A 22,174-nucleotide genomic window follows, 5' to 3' on the forward strand; every position below is an offset into this window, starting at 1 on the left:
TGGCGGGGCGGGAGCCGCAGCAGCGGCACCTATTTGCTCACGTTGAAGCGGAACTCGATGACGTCGCCATCCTTGACGACGTATTCCTTGCCTTCGATGCGGAGCTTGCCGGCTTCCTTGGCGCCGTGCTTGGAGCCGGCGGCGACGAGGTCGTCGTAGTGCACCACTTCCGCGGCGATGAAGCCGCGCTCGAAGTCGGTGTGGATGACACCCGCGGCGGCGGGTGCCTTGTCGCCTTCGTGGATGGTCCAGGCGCGGGTTTCCTGCACGCCGGTGGTGAGGTAGGTGCGCAGGCCGAGGAGGTGATAGACAGCACGGATGAGGGCGGAGACGCCGGAATCCGAGATGCCCATTTCGCCGAGCATTTCAGCGGCTTCCTCGGGAGTGAGGTCGACCAGTTCTTCCTCGATCTTGGCGGAGATGACGACGGCCTCGGCCCCGTGGGCTTCGGCGGCGAACTTGCGGACCTTGGCGACCCAAGGGTGCGAGTCGGGATCGGCCATGGCACCGGCGAGTTCGTCTTCCGCGACGTTGCAGGCGAAGATGGTCTTCTTATCCGAGAGCAGGAAGAAATCCTTCATCAGCTCGCGTTCCGCGTCGGAGAGCGAGAAGGTCAGCGCGGGCTTGCCGTCGTTGAGGTGGGGCAGGAGCTTGTCGATCAGCTCGACCTCCGCCTTCGCTTCCTTATCGCCGCCCTTGCCTTTCTTCTCGCGAGAGACGCGGCGCTTCTCCATCGCGGCGATGTCGGCGAGGATCAGCTCGGCATTGATGATCTCGATATCGCGGATCGGATCGACGGTGCCGAGTTCGTGAATGATGTCGTCGTTCTCGAAGCAGCGCACCACCTGCACGATGGCATCGGTCTCGCGGATGTTCGCGAGGAACTGGTTGCCGAGACCGGCACCTTCCGAGGCACCCTTCACCAGACCGGCGATGTCCACGAACTCGATCGCGGTGGGCACCAGCTTCTGGGAGCCGGAGATCTTCGAAAGCACGGCGAGCCGGGAATCGGGCACGACCACGATGCCGACATTCGGATCGATGGTGCAGAAGGGGTAGTTGGCCGCCTCCGCCTTGCGGGAACGGGTGACGGCGTTGAAGAGAGTGGACTTACCGACATTCGGGAGTCCGACGATTCCGGCTTTCAGCATGGCGGGGGGAGGGTTAGGGCATGCCCCCCGGCTCGCCAAGGGCGGAATTCGCTCCGGGGTGGTGCGGGGAAGAAAAATCAGGTAAAACCGCGGAAGGTGCCGGGGCGATGATGGACAGCGACATCAACTTGGTCTTCCCGAAGGCGGATGTAGCGCACGGGGTGGAGCTTTGGTGCAGCGATGGCACGCCGAAAGGGACGCGGCTGCTGAAGGATATCGTGCCCGGAGAAATGGGATCGCAGCCTCAGGATCCGGTGAGGGTCGGGATCGGTGAGATCGTTTTCCGGGGGCAGGTAAGGGATGCGTTTCAACTGTGGCTTACGGATGGCACGGCAGGAGGCACACGGCACCTCGCGGACCTGCCGTCGGATCTGGAGACGGACACGGCAGTGCAGGTGCTGCGGACGTCGACCGGCTATTTCTATCTGGCAGCGGCCTTGGCGGAGGACAGCCGAGGCGTGTGGTTCACGGATGGCACTCCGGGGAACGAGCGTGAATTGAACCCTCGTGCGGGGGGCTCGGGCGCGCGCGCACCCTTCGGCTCGGTGCGGGAGATCATCAGTGACGGCACGTGGTGCTATATCCTCGCGAATGGCGATCAGGTCTGGCGCAGCGATGGCAGCGAGGCGGGCACCACGCTGTTGCTGGATGCGGGCGAGCTGCTTCCCTATGCCGAGCCCATGCAGCTCGGGATGGCTTCGGAGCTGGATGGCCGCTTGCTGCTCAAGGTAGTGCGGAACTTTTTCGCCCCGGAGTTATGGAGTTTCACCTACCAAGGCACCGAGCCGCGACTCGTGGCGGCGGGCGAGTGGCAGGGAGTCGAAGACTTCGTCTCCAGGTCGGCAGGCGCAGGCAGCTTCTTCAGGGCCCATCAGCCGGGACCACAAGTCATCTGCCGGCTGCACTACACGGATGGCTCGGAAGACTCCGCGGTGGCGCTGCCGCTGGTGCTGGATGCGATCGAGCAGAGCTTCTTCTCAGATGGCGGAGGCGTGATGATGGGCGGGCACTATTACTTCGGCTCGTATGGCAGTGTCGGTGGTGCCTTGTGGCGGAGCGATGGAACGCCGCAGGGGACGGTGATGTTGGCTCTCCTGGGGGATCGTATCATCTCGGCGTGGTTCCCGTCGGCGCAGGGAGAGGGTAAGCTCCACTTTGAGGTGCAGGGGCCCTCGGGCATGGGGATCCAACTGTGGCAGACGGATGGCACAGCGGCAGGCACCGCGGAGGTGAAGACGAAGATCCCGGTCAAAGCGTCCGGATCCGGCTTCAGCACGCAGGCGGGAGGCAGCGAGCTCTTCGTTCAGACAAACTCCGAAGAGGGCGTGGCGCAGTTGTGGAAACTGGGCGAGGGCAAGCGCGGGCCGGTGGCACTGCTGCGGCCGGAGCGGATCACGGCCTCCGCCTACAGCTCGAATATCTTCGACGACTATCCCTACGCCGCGTTGAACGGCAACATCGTGACGATGGTGCAGGGGCGCGGCCGTTCCGATCAGGAGATGTGGAGACTCAGCCAGAAGGGGAAAGCAGCGGCGCTGTGGAAATCACCGCGGGGCAGGGCGCTGGACCAAATCACCTTCCTGGGGGGGATCGGCGGGCGAGCGATCTTCCCGCTCTGGCAAGACACGGGGCGGGTGGACTTCTGGACCACGGATGGCAAGACCGGCGGCACCCGCCTGCTCAAGAAAGGCGACACCGAGGTGGGAACCATCGGAGCGATCGTGCATGCAGGCGGCCGGGCGTACTGGGGCGTGCGGCGGCAGGCGGATTATGAGGCACTGTGGACGAGCGATGGCACGGAGGCCGGAACGCACGCCGTGCGCACGGCGGATGGCATGCTGCCGGTCCCGCTGGGCGCGGAAATGTATGAGCTGAATGGACTGCTCTACTTCATCGGTATGCGGCCCTACGGCATCGGGGCCGGGCTGTGGCGGACAGATGGCTCGCCGGAAGGCACGGTGGAGGTGAAGGGGAACTGGGACGGCATCGCGAGCGCGGAGCCCAACCGGCTGATACGAGTGGGCGATCGGCTCTTCATCTCCGTGTTTGCCCAGAACTATGGCAACCGGCTGTGGACCAGCGACGGAACGACGGCGGGGACGCAGCGGATTCACGGCGAGCCTCTCCCTGCGAGTGCACCGGAGCACTTGGATTACGCCATCCACGACTTGGGCGGCGTGCTGATCTTCAGCGTGGATGGGAAATATCCACAGTGGTGGCGCAGCGATGGCACGGAGGCCGGCACGGTGATGGTGGCGGACTCAAGCGGCGCGGCCCCGCCGCAGATGCCGGACGATCTGAAGGTCATGAACGGGAAGCTGCACTTCACCGCGGAGCGGCGGGATGTGGGACGTGAGCTCTTCGTGGTCGAGGAGTGAGCGAGATCGCGGAGGAATCGATCGCTTCCCTTCTAGGGGATGCGGGAGAAGGAAGCGCATGGCGATTCGTGGCGAGGCTCGCGCTGCCGGAAGCACGAGAGTGCTTCCGCTACGAGAAGAGTGATCCCGCTACGAAGGCGGGCCTTGCTCGTAGTTCTTTGGGTCGCCCAAGGGCGGGGCATCCATGCGAGTGCCCTTGGCTCCCGCCCCTGCGATCGCGAGTTCACTGGCGGCGGCGCGTTCGTCATCGGCCTGGCCAAGATGGCGCTCGCGCCAGGCTTCGAGCCACGCCACGAGATCGATGGAAGCTTCGCCCTGACGGATGGCGTCGTCGATTTCGGCGAGCGGGAAGCGGCCCTGTGCTTCCTCCGCCAAGGCGGCGGGGTTCTGCATTTCCACCAGCGCGAGGAGATCTTCCGGAAGTTGCATCCGGTACCCTCGCGCGGGCGTGAGTGGAGGCAACGGTTTTCGCGTCGCCCACCTCCGGCTACTGTTTCTTGCGGCGAAGCAGGATGATCAGGAAGCCGAGCGAGCCGAGCATGGCCAGCGCGGGCTCGGGAACCACGGTGAAAGTCGCGGTGGCCGCCGAATTGTTGTTGCTGGTCAACACGGAGGTCGAAGCACCGTCCCAATTGTTGTAGGTGTAGCTGACCGAGACGTTCAGCGTGTAGGTGCCGGGGGCGAGGCCATCGAGCAGATTGAGCGGACCGTTGCCGGTATTGTTCCAGAAGTGGTTGTTTCCCGACTGACTGCCGTAGGAAAGAACCTGATCGTCCGAATTGAGGCCGATACTGAGGAGCAGGGTGGCGCTATTGGTATTGTTGATCCAATTGTCGCTGCCGGGGCCGGCGTTGAAGGCGTAGTTCTCGAAGAACCAGTTCGTGAGCTGGAGCGTATCCGTGGAAGGATCGAAGCTGCCGAAGTTGTGCCCGTTAAGATTCGCGTTGCCGGTGCTGCCGGGGACGGGTGAGAGGTAAACGGTCGATGAATTGACCAGAAACTGTCCGGTGGATTCAACCACGCCGGTGGCGGCATGGCCCTGGGACAGGACAAGGGCGGAGAGAGCCGCGATGAGGAGGGAGCTGGGTTTCATCGACACTAGGGTATGTGCCGGGGAAGGCGGGGGTTTAACAAAAAAGTCCCGCAGCGGCGGACCGGTGCGGGACGATCGCGAATCATTCGAGCTTGGTTGGCAGCAACTCGCCCTCCATGAGACCGGTATCCATCGGGAGATCCGGCTCCTCGAAATTCACGGGGCCTTGGAAGAGGCTACCCCAGAAACCGCGCTTCTGGCGGCCCCGCTCGAAGGCGACGGCCTGCTCTTGGCCGGTCGGCTGGTCCTTCAGGGCCTCCGGGCGGACCTGCACCACCGGGATCTTCGGTCCCGGCATGAGGTTGGCGATGCCCTCCTTGGAGACGGCGGAAATTTTCGACACGCCTTGGCCCATTTTGGACACACCGGAAACGGTGGCGGTCTTGATGCTGTTCACTTGGGCGCAGGAAGCCAGCGAGATCGCGGCAAGGACGCAGAAGGATTTCATGTGGCTCGGGGGACTACGGATGCGGCGACCCCCTTTTTGCTAGCACCGAGCCCCTATCTTGTCCAAAGGCATATTTGGAACGCTCTCTCAGCCCTGATTCCTGCGAACTATGACTAGGAAATTGCGGACCTTGGATATTTCACGAAGGTAAAACAATTGGTCGTTCTCCTTCCGAATCCAGAGGCCGCTGGATCCGCCGCCGTCGAGATTGAGGACAGTTTTCAAGGGGAAGTGAGGAAATGCGCCGGGCATGGCCAGCACATTGGCCAAGCCCGCCAGAGTGGCCCCCGGTACATAGGCGATGGCCCATTGCTTGCCGCCATCCGTCATGACGATGGTGCGGCGGGCGAACCTTTTCGCCTCCAGTCCTTTCACGGCGGCGCCGTTCTCGATCAGGAAGGGACCGGCTTGGAGGAGATCCTTGGCCTTGGTGTGGGCGAGATCGAACTGCTTGCTGCGGGCGATGGCGCCCCTTGGCCCATCCGACCAGAGCACGCCGCTGGTCAGCACGCCGGCGAGGGCGGGTGACCCCGTGCTTTTGCCCCCGGCGATCATGAGTCCAAGGGGTTCACCCTCCGGAGTGAAATAGCTGCCATTGACCCCGGCGGTCGCGTTGATGGCGGCGCAGGCGGCCCCGAGGTTGGTGCTGTTCTGCGATGTCAGGCCGCCTTGGTCGATCACGCGGAAGGTCTCCACGTCCGAGTTGAAGACATAGCAGTGGATGGTGGTGGCACGTCCGCCGGGGCCGATCGGCAGATCGATGCGGCGGTGATCGCCTGCGCCTGCGGGGAGGACGAGCGCCAGCATGGCGAGGAGCAATCGCATGGCCTCAGTTACGCGGGATCAGGACGAGGAAGTTGCGCACCGGCTTGTTCCAGAGCGGGCGCTCGCGCAGCGGGCCACCGGCTGCGGAGGAGCCGACCCAGAGGTCGGAGGAGCGGCCACCGTCCAGATTGAGGGCGCTTCTGATTTTCACTCCGCCGAGCTCGGCGCCGGCGAGGGCGGTGCCCAACTGGGAGAGCGAGCAGGAGCCGGTGCGAGCGAGGATCCAGCCGGAGCCGCCATCCCAAGCGATGAAGCTGCGGGCGCTGGAGCTCTGGGGGCTGAGGCCGCCGATGGCGCGGGAATTCTCCACGAGGAAGGGGCCGGATTGGAGGATCTCACCGGAATTGCTGGAGCGCTCGCGGCGGACGAGGGCGGGTGGATTCTCCTCCGCGAACATGCCGGCTCCGAGCGAGGAGGCGCGGTTGATGCTGCCCGATTTTTTGCCGCCCGAGACGACGAGCCCGAGCGGTTTGCCCTCCGGGGTGAAGAAGCCGCCGTTGATCGCGGCGATGCCGCTGTAGGCTCTGGCGGCGGCTTCAGCATCGGGCCACTTGGAGCCGGGTCCGCCGTCTTGATCGGCCACGGCGATGCGATGCGAGCGACTGTCGTAGCTGATACCGCTGATGGAGACGCCGCCGATGGATGTGCGGAAGGCGAGGGGAGCGCGGCGCGGGGAATCCGGGACAGGTGGCGGTGCCGGGGCGGGAGCGGCTGCGACCTCCTGCTTGGCCGGTGCTTCGGGTGACGCGGCGATGGGAATCTGTTCAAGCGGCGAGGGACCCCTTCCGGTGCAGGAGACCAAGCTCAAAAGAACGGCGGCGGCAGGCAAGCGGAGCACGCGCGGACACAACACGACGCAGTTGCATTCCGCAACCGCTCAGGCCGGTTTTCTGGCGACCGCGAGGAGGGTCTGAAAATTCGGCGGCTCGGGCTCGCGATCGACCACGGCGGTCTCGATCTGGGTAAAGCCGGCTTCTTCCAGCATGGCGGCCAGTTCGCCCTCGCCGAAGCCGAGCCAGACATCCGCATAGAGTTCGCGGGCTTCCTCGAAGCTATGCTGGAGGAGATCGAGGACGACGACACGGCCGCCGGGCTTCACGATGCGGAAGGTTTCGGCCAGCGCTTTGGGCGGGCTGCCAGCGTGGTGCAAGGCTTGGCTGAGGAAGGCGAGATCGACGCTGGCGTCCTCCAGCGGGGGCTCCTCGATATCGCCGAGGCGGTATTCAAGGTTGGGCAGGTCGTGGCGGCTGGCCAGTTCGCGGCCGAACTCCACCATCTTCGGCGAGAGGTCCACGGCGATGACCTTGTCCGCCTGGCGGGCGAGCATCTGGGCGAGGGTGCCCTCGCCTGCGCCGAGGTCGGCAACCACGCCTTGGTTGGTGACCTTCAGCAGGGCTTCGGCGAGGCCCTTCCACGAGCGGCCGGGGACGTAATCCTTGCCGAAGCGGCCGGCGAGCTCGTCGAAGTAGGCGCGGGTCTTGTCGCGCCGCTTGTGCTGGAGGTGGCGCAGGGCGGCGGCGTCCTTCTCGGTTTCCGGGACTTCCTTGGCCGCTTCTTGGGCGAGGCGGCAGAGGTCGCGGCTCATTTCCGAGCGGTAGAAGTTGTGCTTCCCGCTGCGTTCATCGCGGACGAGGCCGCCGGATTTGAGCTGGGAGAGCTGGGTGGAGATGCGGCTCTGGCCCATGCCGAGGAGTTCCTGCAGGTCCGCCACGCTCAAGGCTTCTGCATCCAGCAGGAGCAGGATCCGGAGCCGGGTGGGATCGGTCAGGAGCTTCAGGGATTTCAGCATTGACGCCATGGGCGAACCGTTACATCAACCCATCGCGATTTGACGATACGAAATTTGATCTAGCTCATGAGCACTTACATTTTCTCATCCGAGTCCGTCGGCGAAGGCCATCCGGACAAAGTGGCGGACACGATCTCCGATGCGATCCTCGACGCTCTCCTCGCGCAGGATTCGAAAAGCCGCGTCGCCTGCGAGACCTTCGTGAAGTCGAACATCGTGGTCGTCGGTGGCGAAATTACTTCGAAGGCGAAGATCGACTACGAGCAAGTCATCCGGAACGCCGTGCGCGGCATCGGCTACATCAACGGCGATGACATTTTCCACGCGGACACTCTTTTCATCAACAACTACCTGACCGGCCAGTCCCCGGACATCGCGCAGGGCGTGGATGCCAAGAAGGCGAAGGGCAAGAAGACCGCGGAGCAGGGTGCCGGCGACCAAGGCATCATGTTCGGCTACGCCTGCAACGAGACGCCGGAACTCATGCCGGCGCCGGTGATGTATGCGCACCGCTTGGGCCGCGAGCTCACTCGCATCCGCAAGAGCGGCAAGGTGAAGTGGCTGCGCCCGGACGCGAAGTCGCAGGTGTCCGTCGAGTATGTCGACGGTAAGCCGACCCGTATCGTGAACGTGGTGATCTCCACGCAGCACGCTGCCGGTGTGGAGCACGCCGTGATCGAGAAATTCTGCATCGACCAGGTGATCAAGAAGGTCCTGCCGAAGAACATGCTCACCAAGGATACCGAGTATCTGATCAACCCGACCGGTAACTTCGTGATCGGTGGACCTCAGGGCGACTCCGGCCTCACCGGCCGCAAGATCATCGTGGACACCTACGGTGGCATGGGCCGCCACGGTGGCGGTGCCTTCTCCGGCAAGGACCCGTCGAAGGTCGACCGCTCCGCCGCCTATATGGGCCGCTGGGTGGCGAAGAACATCGTCGCAGCCGGCCTTGCCGAGAAGTGCGAGATCCAGTTCGCCTACGCCATCGGCCACCCGCTTCCGGTGAGCGTGCACGTTGATACCTTTGGCACCGGCACCAAGCCCGACGCCGACATTCTCAAGGCTGTCCTGAAGGTCTTCTCCTTCAAGCCCGCCGACATCGTGAAGCAGCTCAACCTGCTCCGCCCGATCTACGGCAAGTCCACCAACTACGGCCACTTCGGCAAGGATGATGCCGATCTAACCTGGGAGCGCACCGACAAGGTCGCGGCGCTGAAGAAAGCCATCAAGTAACCACCACCACCATGTCTACCACCTTCACTGATTACAAAGTCCGCGACATCGCTCTCGCCGAGTTCGGTCGCAAGGAAATCGAGATCGCCGAGCATGAGATGCCCGGCCTGATGGCGACCCGCGCCAAGTACGGTCCTGAGAAGCCGCTCAAGGGCGTCCGCATTATGGGCTCGCTGCACATGACCATCCAGACCGCCGTGCTCATCGAGACGCTGGTCGAGCTCGGTGCCGAAGTGCGCTGGGTGTCCTGCAATATTTTCTCGACGCAGGATCACGCTGCAGCAGCGATCGCTGCTGCCGGTATCCCGGTCTTCGCCTGGAAGGGCGAAACGCTGGAGGAATACTGGTGGTGCACCTGGCAAGCGATCGTGAACCCCGCCGGCCTCGGTCCGGAGCTGATTGTCGATGACGGTGGCGATGCCACGCTGCTCATCCACAAGGGCTACGAAATGGAGAACGGCTCGAACTGGGTCGATACTCCCTCCGGTAACCACGAGGTGAAGGTCATCAAAGACCTGCTCAAGAAGATCGGTGCGGAACAGCCCGGCATCTTCGCGAAGATCGTGAAGGACTGGAAGGGTGTCTCCGAGGAGACCACCACCGGTGTGCACCGCCTCTATCAGATGGCGAAGGAAGGCACCTTGCTCGTCCCGGCGATCAACGTGAACGACTCCGTGACCAAGTCGAAGTTCGACAACCTCTACGGCTGCCGCGAGTCGCTGGTCGACGGCATCAAGCGTGCCACCGACGTGATGATCTCCGGCAAGGTCGGCGTGGTCTGCGGCTACGGCGATGTGGGCAAGGGCTGCGCCCAAGCTCTCCGCGGCCAAGGTGCCCAGGTCGTCGTGACCGAAGTCGATCCGATCTGCGCGCTGCAAGCCGCGATGGAAGGCTTCCGCGTACTGACCGTTGAAGACACCCTCGGCTGGGGCGACATCTACGTCACCACCACCGGCAACTTCGACATCATCCGTCTGGAGCACATGGAGAAGATGAAGGACCAGGCGATCGTCTGTAACATCGGCCACTTCGACAACGAGATCCAGATCGACAAGCTCAACGATGCGAAGGGCGTGACCCGCACGAACATCAAGCCGCAGGTCGACAAGTACACCTTCCCGACCGGCAACAGCATCTACATGCTGGCCGAGGGGCGCCTGGTGAACCTCGGCTGCGCCACCGGCCACCCGAGCTTCGTGATGTCCAACAGCTTCACCAACCAGACGCTCGCGCAGATCGACCTCTGGAAGAACAAGGACACCTACAAGGCCGGCGAAGTGAAGGTCCTCGACAAGAAGCTCGACGAGGAAGTCGCCCGCCTCCACCTCGCCAAGGTGGGAGCCAAGCTGACCGTCCTCACCCAGGAGCAAGCCGACTACATCAGCGTCCCGGTCGAAGGTCCGTATAAGGCGGACCACTACCGCTACTGAGGAAGTTCCAAGTTAGAAGTTCCAAGTCTCAAGCAGAAGGCCCCGCCGGTAGTAAGGCGGGGCCTTTTCGTGTCCGGGTGTGAAGGAATCATGCCTTTGTAGTGGGCAGAGTGGGCTCTTCCTCTAGCATCCGCACCAAGGAAGGATAACCCATGGACTCCTCAACGCTCTTCTCTGTCGCGCCCACGTTCCCAGTGGATGATGCCCGCCTGAGGGAATTGCGCTGGAAGCGGGTCTTGTCCTCGCCGGTGACGATCGGTGCGGTGGTGCTGGCAGGTGCGCTGGGATTCGGGCTCGGTGCGGGCCTGATGGGTTTCATGGCACTCTATGCCGGTGCCGCGCTCGGGATGCGGTCCTATTGGGAGAAGAATCGGAGCAAGTTGGATGCGGCTTGTCTGAAGGAGCTAATTGAGGAGAGCAACGAGGCGCAGGACAACGAGCTGAGGCGGATCATCGGTGAGCTCAATGTTCGCAGCCTGCCCCAGTATGCCGTGTGCTTGAGCCGCTTCCTGATCTTGAAGCAGAAGATCGAGCGGGAGTTGCATGGCGGCCCGCATCTCTCGGCCTTCGCGATGCAGATCGAAAAGGCGGTGGACGGAATCTGCAAGGAAGTCTGCCTGGAGATCACGCGGCTCAAGGATCGCGAGCAGGATCTCGGGGAGGTGCTGACCTCGCGGGAGCCTGCGCGCCTTGAAGCTTTGGAAGCGGCGCGGCGCCAGTCGCAGGCGGCGATCCTCCATGCCTATACCTCGCTCTATCAGACCCACGCCGGCCTCATCGGGCTGGATGCCACGGCAGGTGTCCGCGCCAAGATACCGGTCGCCAAGGAGGCCGCCCCGGGCGAACGGCTCAACCAGATCCTCGGCGATCTGAAGGACGAGGCGGACCTGATCGTACGCACCCGTGCACGGATTCAGGAATCGCTCGGCGAGTCTACCTCCACCGCGTCGCCGCGGATGGCGGAGCATGCATGAGCGCCGGGCCGCTTACTCGACCCGGTCGTGATCGCCCTTGAGGAAGGGGACGAAGGACTTTTCGATTTTCGCGACCCAAGGGTCGTACTTCTTGTTCTCCGCGTGGGGATAGGTGATCAGGAAGGTGGCCCAGTTGCCCTTTTCCACCGCGAACTTGCGGTAGTATTCGGTGCCGTCCTTCTGCACGCCGGAGACCACGAACCAGGTTTCGCCTTTCTTCTTGTAGGTCACCGTGTCCCCGCGTTCGGCCAGTTCCTCCTTCCAGCGCTTGTCGAGGGAGTCGCCATCGTCGATCTGCAGGAAGTGAGCGTAGGCCCGGAGTTCGAACTTCCCGTCCTTGCTCTTGAAGATCTTGCCGTCGCCGTTGTCGGACTCGCGCCCGGCTTCCAGCGTGGCGGGGTAGTCGATCGCGAAACCGAAGCGGGCGTTCGTGTAGGTCTTCCATTCAGGCTCCTTTTCCTGAGCGGAGAGGGAAAGTGTCAGGAAGGGGAGGAACAGCAGATGGCGGCGTTTCATGGCGATGCGCCATCATGGTGCAGGCCGGCACAAAGTCTAAGGGGAAGATAATGCTTCACGGCTCGATCTTCATCTTGGCGTCGCCGGAGACCGGGTTCGCCCGGGTCGTCTTGCCACCGAAGCTGACGCGATCCTTGTGATCCGGGCGGAAGAGGTCGCTGCTCACCCATTGCGCACCGCTTTCGAAGGCGGCCTTGCGCATCTTGTCATCGGGCTTGTTCGTGTCGGAGCGGGTGCGGACCAGGAAGCCCTGCTGCACCAGTTTCCGGATGCGGTCCTGTTCGCGCTCGGGGTCGTTGCACTTGAACCACGCGGCGGCGGGGTGCTCGTCTTGCGGGGCGCTGACGAAGATCAGACGGTCTTCCAAAGTCGGGTTGCCTTCAAGGTAGCGGGCGCGGATCGCGTCGGTGTTATCGAGGCAGAAGAGGAACTTGCCGCGCAGGCTTTCGAGTGTCGGCCAGCCCTTCCTGAGGACGGCTTCGCGCAGGCTTTCCGAGTCGCCGCGGACGTCATCGGGGCGGAGGATGCGGTCCTTCGGGATCGCGGTCAGGATCTCCTCCTCCAAGTCCATCAGAAGCTCGCGGGTCAGCTTCTCCGGCTTGGTTGGCAGGGGCGGCTGCGGCTGGTCCTTGCACTCCAGCAGGATCATCACCGGCAGGTGGCCAGGATGCTTGTCGGACCAAGCCTTCATGTCTTCGAGCGCGCCCTTGAGCGTGGGGGCGTTGCTCCAGCAATCGATATCGGGGACGTGCAGCACCTTGAAGCCCGGGTTGGCGAGCTTGCCCTCGGGATCGAAGGTCAGGTCTTTGGCTCCGGCCATCCGCGCGACTCCCAGCATGCTCGGCTTCGAGAACAGGCCGCCCTTGGTATCGGCGAAGATATCGAGCTCGAACTGTCGAATGCCCATGTCGAGTTGCTCCGGGAGGGGTGGGTGGGTGTAGTCCCACGCTGCAGCGCTTTTGTTAAACTTCGTGATCGTCTCCAAGAGCTCCTTCGGCGGGGCGACATGGTAGGAGTTGTGGCTGCCAATCGCTTGGATCTGGTTCAATCGGGTTTCCTCCGCGGAGGCGAGGGACAGCAGGCCGAGCACAAGGGCGGGGAGCAGGCGCATCGGCACAGGCTAGCGGCCGGGGTGCGGGATTCCAGCAGCGAATCGTGAGCTTTCCGGAAGAATTCGGACGGCTGTGCGTATTTTGCATGCAAATTTTAGAGCCGCATGCTGTCCTTGGAGAACCCAATGTTCCTGTCTCTTCCGAAGCGCCGCACCTGGTGCCGCTGGTTCGCGAGCGCCGCGGCGATGATGTCGATCGCGGCTGCCGCGCCCTTCTTCGATCCCACCATGCCGGTGTATGGATCGCCTTTGGATGGACGCGAGGCGGGTGTGATTCCGCGCGGCCTGCTGATCCGGGCGGGGGAAGACGAGTGGGTCATCTTCGACCAAGACCTGCTGCGGCCCGCACTGTGGACACGGCCGGGAAAGGGGAAGCCGCCGATCGCGCTGGTGACGATGTCGCAGGCCTCCTGGGAGAAGCCGACGCAGAAAGGCGGCATCGTGCCTCCCCCCGCGGATGCGGGTTCGGTACCTCTCGCGCCGCCGCTGCCGGGTGTCGGCCTGAAGCCGGAGGATCTATTCAAGGATCCACGACCGGTTTACGGGACCGAAACGGGTCGCGGAGGATTGGACGCAAGTGGCCGTCGCCTTCTCGGCTATCAGATCGCGGGGAAGTCGGGAGTGCTGCACTACGAATGTGGATCTGTGCTAGTGCGCGAGTGGTATGAGTCGGACCGGAAAGGGCTACGCCGCCATCTCGCCGTGGGGCCGGGTGAGGAACTGCTCTTCACAGTCGCGGCAGGTGAGTTCGAGATTCAGTCTGCCGCAGCCAGCTCGGCGAAGCTGAATCTCGCGGTGAATCATCCCGGCATGAAGCTAGAGGCTCGCGAGGGTATACTCATCGCACGGCTTGCCGCCTCGAAGCAGGAGCGACGCGTCACGCTGAGCTACTCGGACGAGAAGGCCGTGGCGGCAGGTAATACTCCCGCGGTGCCCACGGCGGGCCCGGCGCGCTGGGCAAAGGCAAGCGACGCCGTGATCGATGATTCCACCAGAAGCGGTCCCGGCTGGGTGATCGACAGGATCGGCCTGCCGATGAATCCCTCCGGTCGCCGGGTGCGTCCCGCCGACCTGGTCTTCCTCGGCACGGACAAGGCGGCGGTGGTGACTTTCGAGGGTGATGTCTGGCGCTTGGATCTCTCCGCTAGCCGGGTGCGCTGGACCCGGATTGCCGCGGGTCTCTCGGAGCCCCTGTCGATCGAGCAGGTCGGCGGCGTGGTGCAGGTCTTCACCCGCAATGGCCTCATCCGCCTCCGTGATGCGAACAAGGACGGGGAGACGGATTTCTACGAGAACCATAGTAGCCTGATCCATCATACGGCGGGCATGCGCTGCTATCCGCTCGACATGGAGGTGGACGAGGAGGGCCGCACCTGGTGCTCCACCGGGGGGATCGTCACCGGCGGGAAGCTGCTCACGAACCAAGCCTCCCCGAATCCTCACGCAGGCTCGATCATGATGATCTCCGCGGACGGGAAAAAGCTGGAGATCGTGGGAGCCCATGCGCGGGAACCTTTCTTCGGCAGGGATCCGGTCAGCGGACGCATCGTGATGTCCGAGCAGCAGGGGAACTGGGTGCCCTCTTCCGGCATCTATCCGGTCACGCCGGGTTCGGACTTCGGCTATGGATCCGAGTCTCCGCGGCGGACCTTGCCGGTGGTCTGGATTCCCCATGACCAGGATAGCTCCTCGGCCTCGCCGATGTGGGTGCGCGGCAGCGCCTTCAAGGCGTGGGAAGGCGGCTTGCTGAATCTATCCTACGGGACGGGGCGGCTCTTCATGGTTCGTCCCGCGGAGAGCGGCAGGGAAGGCGCGGTGATTCCGCTCGGGATCGATACCGGGCTGCCGGTGCTGCACGCACGGGTGCACCCCGGCGATGGCTCGATCTGGCTGGCTGGCTTTCGCGTCTATGATTCGCGCGCTGCGGATCTCGAGGGCATCGCCCGTCTACGGCCTTCCCGCGAGTCCTTGGAGGCTCCGGTGGACGCTCATGTCGTGAAAGAAGGGGTGGTGATCTCCTTCGATGCGGAGCTCGATCCCGCAACGGTGAATCCCGATGCGGTGCGTGCCACGGAGTGGCAATACAAGCGCAGCGGTGGCTACGGTTCGCCGCGGCTCAAGCGCGACGGCAGGAACGGCAACGATCCCGTGGCAAGCGGTGCGACCGTGCTCTCGAAGGATCGCAAGCAGGTCTTCATCCATATCCCCGGCTTGAAGGCGACCATGCAATTGGAGATCTCCCATGGCTTCACGATCAAGGGCGCGAAGGTGACCACGGCCTCGGTGTATTTTACCGTGAGTGATCCGCCCGCCGCGGACTGGGCCTCTTTGGGCTTCGAGGTTCCCAAGCTCGATCCATCGCTCGCGGTGGTTCACGGCGCGGTATCCGCCGATGCGAAGCCGAGCGTGGAGTGGGGAAAAGATCTCTCCGCCCGCTACGGCTGCATTGCCTGCCATTCGATCGACGGTGCAAAGGAAGGGCATAGCGGGCCGACATGGAAAGGCCTCTTCGGTTCGCAACGGCGCTTCACGAACGGCAAAAGCGCGGATGCGAACGATGCCTATCTCATCGAGTCGATCCTCGAGCCGGGTAAGGCCATCGTGGAAGGCTACTCGCTCGGCATGGGCAGCTATTCCGGCATCTTGAACGATGCCGAGCTGCAGAGCATCCTGCTCTACATACGCTCGCTGAAATGAAGGGAGCTACTGGCGACGCGGTCCCCAGCCGAAGGCCACGTAGCCGGTGATTTCGATGATCGGCCGGCCATCGTTCGTCTCCTTCTTTTCCAGCGTCAGGACCAGCGGCACCCCTTGATGGGCGAGCATCTCCTCCACGCTGGCCTTATCCAGATTCGGAGTGCCGCCGAAGACGGAACGCATCTTGGCAAGAGCTTCGGAGTCCTTTCGCACCCATGCAAGCTGCTCGCGATCGGGCATGGGGACATTCAGGCGGAAGCGCTGGAAGTGGGATCCGGCTTCGTTCTCGGCAGGGTCCGGCTTCACCAACAACTGGAAGATCCCGCTGCGGCCTGCCGGACCTTCGGCGAATTTGCGGAAGTGGTCGTCATGGAAGCCGATGAACGCCTCCCAATCGACCTTCGGTCCGGTATCCGTGGCTACCAGTGCGACGGGAAACCCCTCGGGGATCTCCTTCGTGCGGACTTTGTAGAGATAGTTCGAGGCTTGGAGATCGTCGAGGGTGATCGTGGTTACGGGGATGGGTCCGTCGCCCGACTCGGTCGCATACTGCTGCATCAGGTCCTGGATCTGATCCGGGACCAGCACGTGCTTGGCGCGGGTCTTCCAGTCCGGTGCTTCGAGGAAGGCTTTGAGCGTGCTGTCGGCATCCAGTCGCGCCGGTTCCGGAGCGGGCGCGGGTGGTGGTGGAGTAGGCGCAGGCTGCGGGGCAGCGGGCTCCGGCTTCGGCGGCGTCTCGGGAGCAGGCTCAGGTGCCGCGGCGGGTGTCGGTGCAGGCGCTGCTGGGGCCGGAGGCTTGGCCAGCGGTCCTGCTCCGGACTGCCGGGCTTGGTCGTAATGATACTTGCCGATGTAGTAGCCGCCCGCGGAGCAAATGGCCAGGCTGGCGAGCCATGCCAAGGCTTTGCCCGCGCTGGCAGGCTTCGCGATCTTGGTCTCGGGAAGGTCCGCTGCCGTGGCTGCCGGAGCCGGGGCGGGAGAGATCGGGGCCTTGGTTTCCGTCTCGGCGGGAGACGGTGAAACCGTGGGCGGTGCGGCCAGCGGAGGCGGCATCGACGCCGGTGCAGGCGCTGGCTCCGGGAGGGGGATGCTGGCCGGTTCAGGAATGGGATCCGGCTCCGGCTCGGCAGCAGGAGCTGGTGGCGGGCTTGGCTCCGGCGGAGGGATCGTCACCGCCGGAAGCATGGGTGGCATGCCGCGGAGCGGATCCGGACTGATGATCTCCTGCCAGCAACGCGGGCACGGGCCCTGAACTCCGGCCGCCGCCGCGGGGACCGTGAGGGTCACGCCGCATGCCGGGCAGTCGAAGGGAAGCGGGGCTGCTGCTGACTCTCCAGAACTCACCGGGCGAGCCTTAGGGAAGCAGACGGGGGCGGTCAAGATTGGCTCCAAGGCCTTATCCGGAGGTTTTCTTAGGGATTCCAGACTTCACGCAATCGCGTAGGGTCACCTGTCGGGAGGCTTGGAGCGAATTGTTAGTATTATTGATTTATCAAGGCCGAGTATGCGTGATGTTTAATATTCTTAATTATCAGGATCCGGCGGATAGGTGATCTTTTCTTGTCCGGATTCCCTTCTTTCCCCATTGTTAGGGGTAACCCCTCGCCGCGTTCCCCGCGTGGCGGTTCACCCCCACCCCCCGATGAATACCCCCGCCGCAAAGTATTTGCGTTTCTATGCCATTGCCATGGCTGCCGGTTCCCTTGCTCACGCGGGTGAGTTCCCGGACCCCTGTTATCCTGATAACCGGTCCCACACATCTTCCGCGATCAATAGTAGCGTGTTGGGCGTGGCATGGGCTTCGAGCCATGATGTCGGTGGTCGTCTCGCCGCGCATCGCGCCGGTATCCGCCCCGCATCCCGCTTGGTCGAAACCCCCTCATACGGGCCGGTCTCCGAAAGCGCCAAGGGTGGCATGTCCGCCAAAGGTGGAGCGAAGGTTTCCTCGATCGCCGTGCCGGTTCCCAACAAGTGGGAGGTCTACGGTTCCCTCTTCTTCTACTCCGAGGACAAGGACGGACAGAGCTTCCGCGGACACGGCAAGAAGAAGTACGAGAAGGACGACAAGAAGTTCGGCTTCGGCCTGGCAGGCGGTTCGGCGGATACCACTCTGGATGTCGTGGGTGGAACCGTCGGTATCGAGCACCACATCAATCGCGAGTGGAGCGTGGGCGTGGGTGTCTCCGCGGCCACGGGCGATCTCAAGATGGGCAGTGCCGGAAGCGCCGATATCGATTCGGTGTCCGTCAGCCCCTACATTTCCTACTACCGTGCGGATGCCTTCGGTTCGGCCGACTTCTGGGCCGACCTGATGTATTCCTACGGCGCGCATTCCTACGATATCCGCCGTAACACGGGCGGAGGCATCGCCACCGGTTCGCCGGATGCCAATACCAACACGATCGAGTTCACCACGGGTGTGAACTTCGGCGAGGAGAACGTGGTGCACGGCCCCTATGCCGGTCTGCGCTACATCACCGGGACGGTGGACGCCTACACGGAGTTCGGCCCCGGAGCGACTTTCTTCGGTGAGCAGGATGTCGATTCGCTTGTATCCATCCTCGGCTACCAGATCTCCTGGAAGATGCGCGGATCGAACGGTTTTTGGGTTCCGCAGATCCGCGCAGCTTGGGAGCACGAGTTTGAAGACGGCGGTAACTCCCTCTTCGGCGTGCCGGTCAACACCCGCGACGAGGACATCGCCGTGGTCGGTGCCAGCATGAGCTACTACTTCGACAACGGCTGGAACCTCGGCTTGGAATACGAAGGCCGCTTCGGCAGCGAGACCGAAGGCCACTACGGTGGTATCAAGGCCGGCAAGGAATTCTGATCCGGAACGATTCAAATCAAGTCCCTCGCCGCATGCCGCGGAGAGGGACTTTTTTGTTGGGGTGAGATCAGCGCGGAGTGTTCGCGTCCGGGGCGAAGATCGGCGTCGTCGTGGTCCAGGAGAGCGTCTCGGTGCGGGTGTCCGAGCGCGCGGTCTTGCTGTCCCCGTTGAAGCGGTAGGCGGGCCCGGTGATGGTCGGGAAGGGCGTCTTGAAGAACAAACCGCTCTCGATGTCTGCCTGCTGGTCGTAGGATTCCGAGCCGCCGTCCCACGTGTAGGTTTCCGTGAAGAGTCCGGTGGCACTGAGGCCGAAGGTGAGGGTGGAGCCGTTTCCGGAGAAGTTTGCCCCGGCGATGATCAGGTTGGGCGGAGCGCTCGAGCCGAGATCCACCGAGACGAGATCCGATCCACCGCTCCAAGTGTAGCTCTCGTCCTCGGATGGACGGTAGCTGCCGGAACCTTTGATCTTCCCGTTGCAGTCGTTGGCCAGGTTCCAGTAACTCTTCCAGATGTATCGGACCTCGCCTTCCGGTTCGTAGCGCTCGCCGTGGATGTCGGCACGCATCTTCACGGTGAAGGTCATGTTCGCATTCAGCGATCCCTGTTCGCGTCGGTCGAAGGTGAAGGGGATGGTCCACTCGGTCATGGGGACCTCATTGCTTTTGCTCTCGAAGTCCTTGTTGATGATCACCTGGAAGTTGCCCTGTGGGACCGGCTTGGGGACACGGATCACGATGCCGTCTTCTTCCTTCCAGCGGACGACTTCGAGCGGCTTGCCGCCCCAGAGCACGGTCCGTTTGCCTACGCCCGGATCGTCGCCGAAGTCGCCTTCGAGGAGATACTTCGGGAAGTTCTCTCCGGGCGATGTTCCCTCTTGGAGGATGCGCATGATCGAGGGCCTCAGCATGTGGGCGGGATTCGTCTGGCGGTGCTTCCAGATCAATACGGCATTTGGCCGCGTCTGGTCGGGGAATCGGGTGCTGGGGTCTTCGTCGTAGCCCTTGCGGTGCATCCAGTTGCTCACCACGTCCACGGTGAAGGAGCGCTCCTTGATGGTGGAGATCGGTGCCTCGGCATTCATGCCCAGCAGTCGGTCGAAGAGCTTCTTGCAGGGCTTGCCGCTTTCCGGTCCGGAGAGCCAGTCCCAGCTCACGTAAGAGCCTGCTCCCGCTTCGGTGAATGCAGTCGCCAGATCGTTGTTTGCACCGAAGCAGGCATCCACGACGACCAAGGAATTCGGAGCAAATCGCATGAAGGATCGGACGAAGGTCCCGGTGATGGTGTAGTAGGGAACCGTCTCGCCGACACCGATGGCCAGCCCCAACTGGCCGGTGCCGCGCATGGTCGCGTAGTCGCCTTGGCTCAGGGCCTCCGAGGCGAACTCGCGGGTCACGAGCATGGTGCTCTCGGTGCCGTTCTTCCGCTTGTAGGGGCAGCCGTGGATTTGCCAGAAGAGCACGCCGATGGGTGTGGCCGCGGTAGACCAGCTCTTGATGGTGAGGACGGGAGTGGAAGCATAGGTGTCCGCCTTGTAGTTGTGGCTTCTCAACCAGCCCGCGATGGTATGGGTCGAGCTGGGGAAGGTGGACTCCAGCGAGAAGGCGGCGATCGCCTGTTTGCTGCCAGGGAGGCTCAGCCCGGTGGCGGTGAAGTTGGATTGGATCGAGGTGTCATCTACTGCCGGAACTTCTACACGTGCCTCGGAGGGCACACGATCAGCCGCGGTGATGTCGCGTCGCGGTTTCGACATGAGCACGCAGATGTCGTCATCCGTGAAGCGGATCGAGATGTTGTCTCCCACGCTCGTAACCGAGGCTTCGGCGACCAGCGGATTGGTCATTGCCCACGCGATCAGGTTTGCTTGGGCCTCCGCCTTTGGCAGCGAGGACCATCCCGTCATCTTGAGGGATGCGTCCTTCAGGAAGTTGATCTTGGTTTGCTCGCCGATCGCGCTGTCGTAGACGACGGTGAAGAGGGATGGATCGATCAACTGGGCAGGGGGCACACTCGTCTCCGGGCCGGCCTTTCCTCTCACGATTGCCTTCGGGCCGTAGTTGGCAGGCAGCCGGAGGATCACGCGGCCCTTCCGTCCATCGAGCGGGCCCGAGACGAGGGTGCGCCATGCGGCGGGCGGGCCTTGGGTGTGAATCTCCAGCGCGGCATGGCGCGAGCCGGCGGGGAACGGAACTTCGACGGTGAAGCGGCCTTCGACATCGAAGGCCGGTTTCGTGATCTCGAGCGCGGCACCGATGGCGGGATGGCGTCCCAAGGCCAGCAGCAGGATCAGCAGGACATGTCGTTTCATGAGATAGGCGTGTCTGTCCGATGGACAGCGCCCGCAGGCTGCCTAACAGGCATGGCCCGGTAAATGGAACCAAAGGAGTAACGACAGGACTCCGGTTCCAGTCTCTAACAGGTGAGCCGGGCGGCGTTCAGATCGCCTTCACCGCCTCGCGTGAGATCCCGCGCATCTCGAAGATCCGGAAGATGGTGTCCTCGATCAAGTTGTTCGGGCAGGAGGCGCCGGCGGTAATGCCGATCACGACCGCCTGCTCGCCTAACAGGATGGAGGGATAGCTACTCGCGATCTCCGACTTCTCGTGCAGATCGAAGTGAACGATCTTCTCAAGGGATTCCAAGCAGGCCGCATTGCGGATGAAGAAGGTCGGCAGGGATTGCTCGCCGATCTCCACCAGGTGGGTGGTGTTCGAGCTATTGTAACCGCCGACCACGAAGAGCATGTCCATCGGGCGGCGCAGCATCTCGAAGAGGGCGTCCTGCCGCTCTTGGGTGGCACCGCAGATGGTGTCGAAGAAGATGAAGTTCTCCGCATTGCCGTCACGCGCTTCAACGGCGGAGCGGACCCGGCGCTGAATCTCCTCGGTCTCGCTCTTGAGCATCGTGGTCTGGTTCGCCACGCCGACTTTGGTCAGGTGAAGGTCCGGATCGAAATCCTGCGAAGCCGCGTGGGCGAAGCGCTTGAGGAAGGCCTCCTTGTCGCCGCCCTCACGGATGTAGCGGCAGACCGCGTCGGTTTCATCCAGGGTGAGAACGATGAGGTAGTGACCTTTGCCGTCGTCGCCCATCGCGCGGGAGGCAGTGGCTTGGGTTTCCTCGTGGCCGGCCTTGCCGTGGATGATGGAGGTGATGCCGTCCTTGGCGTAGCCGCGGACGCGCCGCCAGACCTTCATCACGTCGCCGCAGGTGGTATCCACCACGTAGCAGCCGCGCTCCTCGATCTTCTCCATGAAGTTCGTCGGCGCGCCGAAGGCCGGCACGATCACCACATCCTCCGCATCGAGGCGATCGTAGTCGTCGGTCAGTTCCTTCCACGGCAGGGAGACGATGCCCATGTCCACCAGCTGGCGGTTGACCTCCGGGTTGTGGATGATCTCGCCGATCAGGAAAATGCGCTGGTCCGGGAAGACGCGGCGGGCGGCGTAGGCCAGGTCGATGGCGCGCTCGACCCCGTAGCAGAAGCCGAACTGCTGCGCGAGGCGCACGGTGGTATTGCCGATCGTGATTTCGCCGCCGTTTTCGCGGATCTTTTCCACGATGGACGAGCGATAGTGGCGCTCCACCTCGGCGTTGACCTGGGTCATCACGTCCGGGCGGCGGACGTTCACGCGGGGGCGCTTCTGCTTGTCGGCGGCGGCTTCGCTCATCTGGGGGCGATATAAGGCCGCTTGGCCCCGC

General features: G+C 63.4%; 18 protein-coding genes. 6 read left to right on the forward strand and 12 right to left on the reverse strand.

From position 1 onward, the window contains the following. Positions 1–29: 29 nt before the first annotated feature. Positions 30–1,151, reverse strand: a complete 1,122-nt coding sequence (gene ychF / locus OJ996_RS09330; protein WP_264513280.1) for a redox-regulated ATPase YchF — start codon at positions 1,149–1,151, stop codon at positions 30–32. Between the two features lie 110 nt (positions 1,152–1,261). Between ychF and OJ996_RS09335 the strand changes: the two genes are divergently transcribed. After that, positions 1,262–3,529 (forward strand): hypothetical protein, encoded by a 2,268-nt coding sequence (locus OJ996_RS09335; protein WP_264513281.1) that lies wholly within the window; start codon positions 1,262–1,264, stop codon positions 3,527–3,529. Between the two features lie 129 nt (positions 3,530–3,658). On the opposite strand, the gene OJ996_RS09340 is transcribed toward OJ996_RS09335, so the two are convergent. The 6 genes from OJ996_RS09340 to OJ996_RS09365 all read right to left on the reverse strand — a co-directional run bounded on the left by OJ996_RS09340 (position 3,659) and on the right by OJ996_RS09365 (position 7,693). Further along, positions 3,659–3,958: a hypothetical protein gene (locus OJ996_RS09340; RefSeq protein WP_264513282.1), complete on the reverse strand. Its 300-nt coding sequence runs from the start codon at positions 3,956–3,958 to the stop codon at positions 3,659–3,661. A gap of 58 nt (positions 3,959–4,016) precedes the next feature. After that, a complete protein-coding gene (locus OJ996_RS09345) occupies positions 4,017–4,622 on the reverse strand; it encodes a hypothetical protein (RefSeq protein WP_264513283.1) in 606 nt (201 codons plus the stop codon). Positions 4,623–4,704: 82 nt separating this feature from the next. Next, positions 4,705–5,070: a hypothetical protein gene (locus tag OJ996_RS09350; RefSeq protein ID WP_264513284.1), complete on the reverse strand. Its 366-nt coding sequence runs from the start codon at positions 5,068–5,070 to the stop codon at positions 4,705–4,707. A gap of 87 nt (positions 5,071–5,157) precedes the next feature. Further along, complete coding sequence (locus OJ996_RS09355) at positions 5,158–5,895, reverse strand: phosphodiester glycosidase family protein (RefSeq protein WP_264513285.1); 738 nt, start codon at positions 5,893–5,895, stop codon at positions 5,158–5,160. A 4-nt stretch (positions 5,896–5,899) separates the two neighbouring features. Further along, positions 5,900–6,733, reverse strand: coding sequence for a phosphodiester glycosidase family protein (locus tag OJ996_RS09360; protein ID WP_264513286.1), 834 nt, complete (start codon positions 6,731–6,733; stop codon positions 5,900–5,902). 39 nt (positions 6,734–6,772) lie between these two features. Beyond that, on the reverse strand, positions 6,773–7,693 hold the full coding sequence (locus tag OJ996_RS09365) for an ArsR/SmtB family transcription factor (protein WP_264513287.1): 921 nt from the start codon (positions 7,691–7,693) through the stop codon (positions 6,773–6,775). A 57-nt stretch (positions 7,694–7,750) separates the two neighbouring features. On the opposite strand from OJ996_RS09365, the gene metK reads away from it, so the two are divergent. The 3 genes from metK to OJ996_RS09380 all read left to right on the forward strand — a co-directional run bounded on the left by metK (position 7,751) and on the right by OJ996_RS09380 (position 11,324). Then, complete coding sequence (metK, locus tag OJ996_RS09370; protein ID WP_264513288.1) at positions 7,751–8,920, forward strand: methionine adenosyltransferase; 1,170 nt, start codon at positions 7,751–7,753, stop codon at positions 8,918–8,920. A gap of 11 nt (positions 8,921–8,931) precedes the next feature. Continuing rightward, complete coding sequence (ahcY, locus tag OJ996_RS09375; protein WP_264513289.1) at positions 8,932–10,350, forward strand: adenosylhomocysteinase; 1,419 nt, start codon at positions 8,932–8,934, stop codon at positions 10,348–10,350. Between the two features lie 152 nt (positions 10,351–10,502). Further along, positions 10,503–11,324: a hypothetical protein gene (locus OJ996_RS09380; protein ID WP_264513290.1), complete on the forward strand. Its 822-nt coding sequence runs from the start codon at positions 10,503–10,505 to the stop codon at positions 11,322–11,324. Between the two features lie 12 nt (positions 11,325–11,336). Here the strand turns inward: OJ996_RS09380 and OJ996_RS09385 are convergent, their stop codons facing one another. Together OJ996_RS09385 and OJ996_RS09390 are read right to left on the reverse strand one after the other, a co-directional pair. After that, positions 11,337–11,840: a hypothetical protein gene (locus OJ996_RS09385; protein WP_264513291.1), complete on the reverse strand. Its 504-nt coding sequence runs from the start codon at positions 11,838–11,840 to the stop codon at positions 11,337–11,339. A 55-nt stretch (positions 11,841–11,895) separates the two neighbouring features. Then, on the reverse strand, positions 11,896–12,951 hold the full coding sequence (locus tag OJ996_RS09390) for a Ca2+-dependent phosphoinositide-specific phospholipase C (RefSeq protein ID WP_264513292.1): 1,056 nt from the start codon (positions 12,949–12,951) through the stop codon (positions 11,896–11,898). Between the two features lie 126 nt (positions 12,952–13,077). On the opposite strand from OJ996_RS09390, the gene OJ996_RS09395 reads away from it, so the two are divergent. Continuing rightward, on the forward strand, positions 13,078–15,648 hold the full coding sequence (locus tag OJ996_RS09395; protein ID WP_264513293.1) for a c-type cytochrome: 2,571 nt from the start codon (positions 13,078–13,080) through the stop codon (positions 15,646–15,648). A 6-nt stretch (positions 15,649–15,654) separates the two neighbouring features. On the opposite strand, the gene OJ996_RS09400 is transcribed toward OJ996_RS09395, so the two are convergent. Beyond that, positions 15,655–16,992 (reverse strand): hypothetical protein, encoded by a 1,338-nt coding sequence (locus tag OJ996_RS09400; protein WP_264513294.1) that lies wholly within the window; start codon positions 16,990–16,992, stop codon positions 15,655–15,657. A 298-nt stretch (positions 16,993–17,290) separates the two neighbouring features. Here OJ996_RS09400 and OJ996_RS09405 point away from each other — a divergent pair, with 298 nt between their 5' ends. Beyond that, complete coding sequence (locus OJ996_RS09405) at positions 17,291–18,478, forward strand: autotransporter outer membrane beta-barrel domain-containing protein (RefSeq protein ID WP_264513295.1); 1,188 nt, start codon at positions 17,291–17,293, stop codon at positions 18,476–18,478. A 67-nt stretch (positions 18,479–18,545) separates the two neighbouring features. Here OJ996_RS09405 and OJ996_RS09410 read toward each other — a convergent pair whose 3' ends face one another. Together OJ996_RS09410 and OJ996_RS09415 are read right to left on the reverse strand one after the other, a co-directional pair. Beyond that, a complete protein-coding gene (locus tag OJ996_RS09410; RefSeq protein WP_264513296.1) occupies positions 18,546–20,783 on the reverse strand; it encodes a hypothetical protein in 2,238 nt (745 codons plus the stop codon). Positions 20,784–20,910: 127 nt separating this feature from the next. Continuing rightward, positions 20,911–22,143: a 4-hydroxy-3-methylbut-2-enyl diphosphate reductase gene (locus OJ996_RS09415; RefSeq protein ID WP_264513297.1), complete on the reverse strand. Its 1,233-nt coding sequence runs from the start codon at positions 22,141–22,143 to the stop codon at positions 20,911–20,913. Between the last annotated feature and the right edge of the window lie 31 nt (positions 22,144–22,174).

This window comes from Luteolibacter rhizosphaerae (assembly GCF_025950095.1).
Classification (GTDB): domain Bacteria; phylum Verrucomicrobiota; class Verrucomicrobiia; order Verrucomicrobiales; family Akkermansiaceae; genus Haloferula; species Haloferula rhizosphaerae.

Coding starts and splice junctions, on each gene's coding strand:
- ychF (WP_264513280.1), bottom strand. CDS start 1,151: ATGCTGAAAGCCGGAATCGTCGGACTCCCGAATGTCGGTAAGTCCACT.
- OJ996_RS09335 (WP_264513281.1), top strand. CDS start 1,262: ATGGACAGCGACATCAACTTGGTCTTCCCGAAGGCGGATGTAGCGCAC.
- OJ996_RS09340 (WP_264513282.1), bottom strand. CDS start 3,958: ATGCAACTTCCGGAAGATCTCCTCGCGCTGGTGGAAATGCAGAACCCC.
- OJ996_RS09345 (WP_264513283.1), bottom strand. CDS start 4,622: ATGAAACCCAGCTCCCTCCTCATCGCGGCTCTCTCCGCCCTTGTCCTG.
- OJ996_RS09350 (WP_264513284.1), bottom strand. CDS start 5,070: ATGAAATCCTTCTGCGTCCTTGCCGCGATCTCGCTGGCTTCCTGCGCC.
- OJ996_RS09355 (WP_264513285.1), bottom strand. CDS start 5,895: ATGCGATTGCTCCTCGCCATGCTGGCGCTCGTCCTCCCCGCAGGCGCA.
- OJ996_RS09365 (WP_264513287.1), bottom strand. CDS start 7,693: ATGGCGTCAATGCTGAAATCCCTGAAGCTCCTGACCGATCCCACCCGG.
- metK (WP_264513288.1), top strand. CDS start 7,751: ATGAGCACTTACATTTTCTCATCCGAGTCCGTCGGCGAAGGCCATCCG.
- ahcY (WP_264513289.1), top strand. CDS start 8,932: ATGTCTACCACCTTCACTGATTACAAAGTCCGCGACATCGCTCTCGCC.
- OJ996_RS09380 (WP_264513290.1), top strand. CDS start 10,503: ATGGACTCCTCAACGCTCTTCTCTGTCGCGCCCACGTTCCCAGTGGAT.
- OJ996_RS09385 (WP_264513291.1), bottom strand. CDS start 11,840: ATGAAACGCCGCCATCTGCTGTTCCTCCCCTTCCTGACACTTTCCCTC.
- OJ996_RS09390 (WP_264513292.1), bottom strand. CDS start 12,951: ATGCGCCTGCTCCCCGCCCTTGTGCTCGGCCTGCTGTCCCTCGCCTCC.
- OJ996_RS09395 (WP_264513293.1), top strand. CDS start 13,078: ATGTTCCTGTCTCTTCCGAAGCGCCGCACCTGGTGCCGCTGGTTCGCG.
- OJ996_RS09405 (WP_264513295.1), top strand. CDS start 17,291: ATGAATACCCCCGCCGCAAAGTATTTGCGTTTCTATGCCATTGCCATG.
- OJ996_RS09410 (WP_264513296.1), bottom strand. CDS start 20,783: ATGAAACGACATGTCCTGCTGATCCTGCTGCTGGCCTTGGGACGCCAT.
- OJ996_RS09415 (WP_264513297.1), bottom strand. CDS start 22,143: ATGAGCGAAGCCGCCGCCGACAAGCAGAAGCGCCCCCGCGTGAACGTC.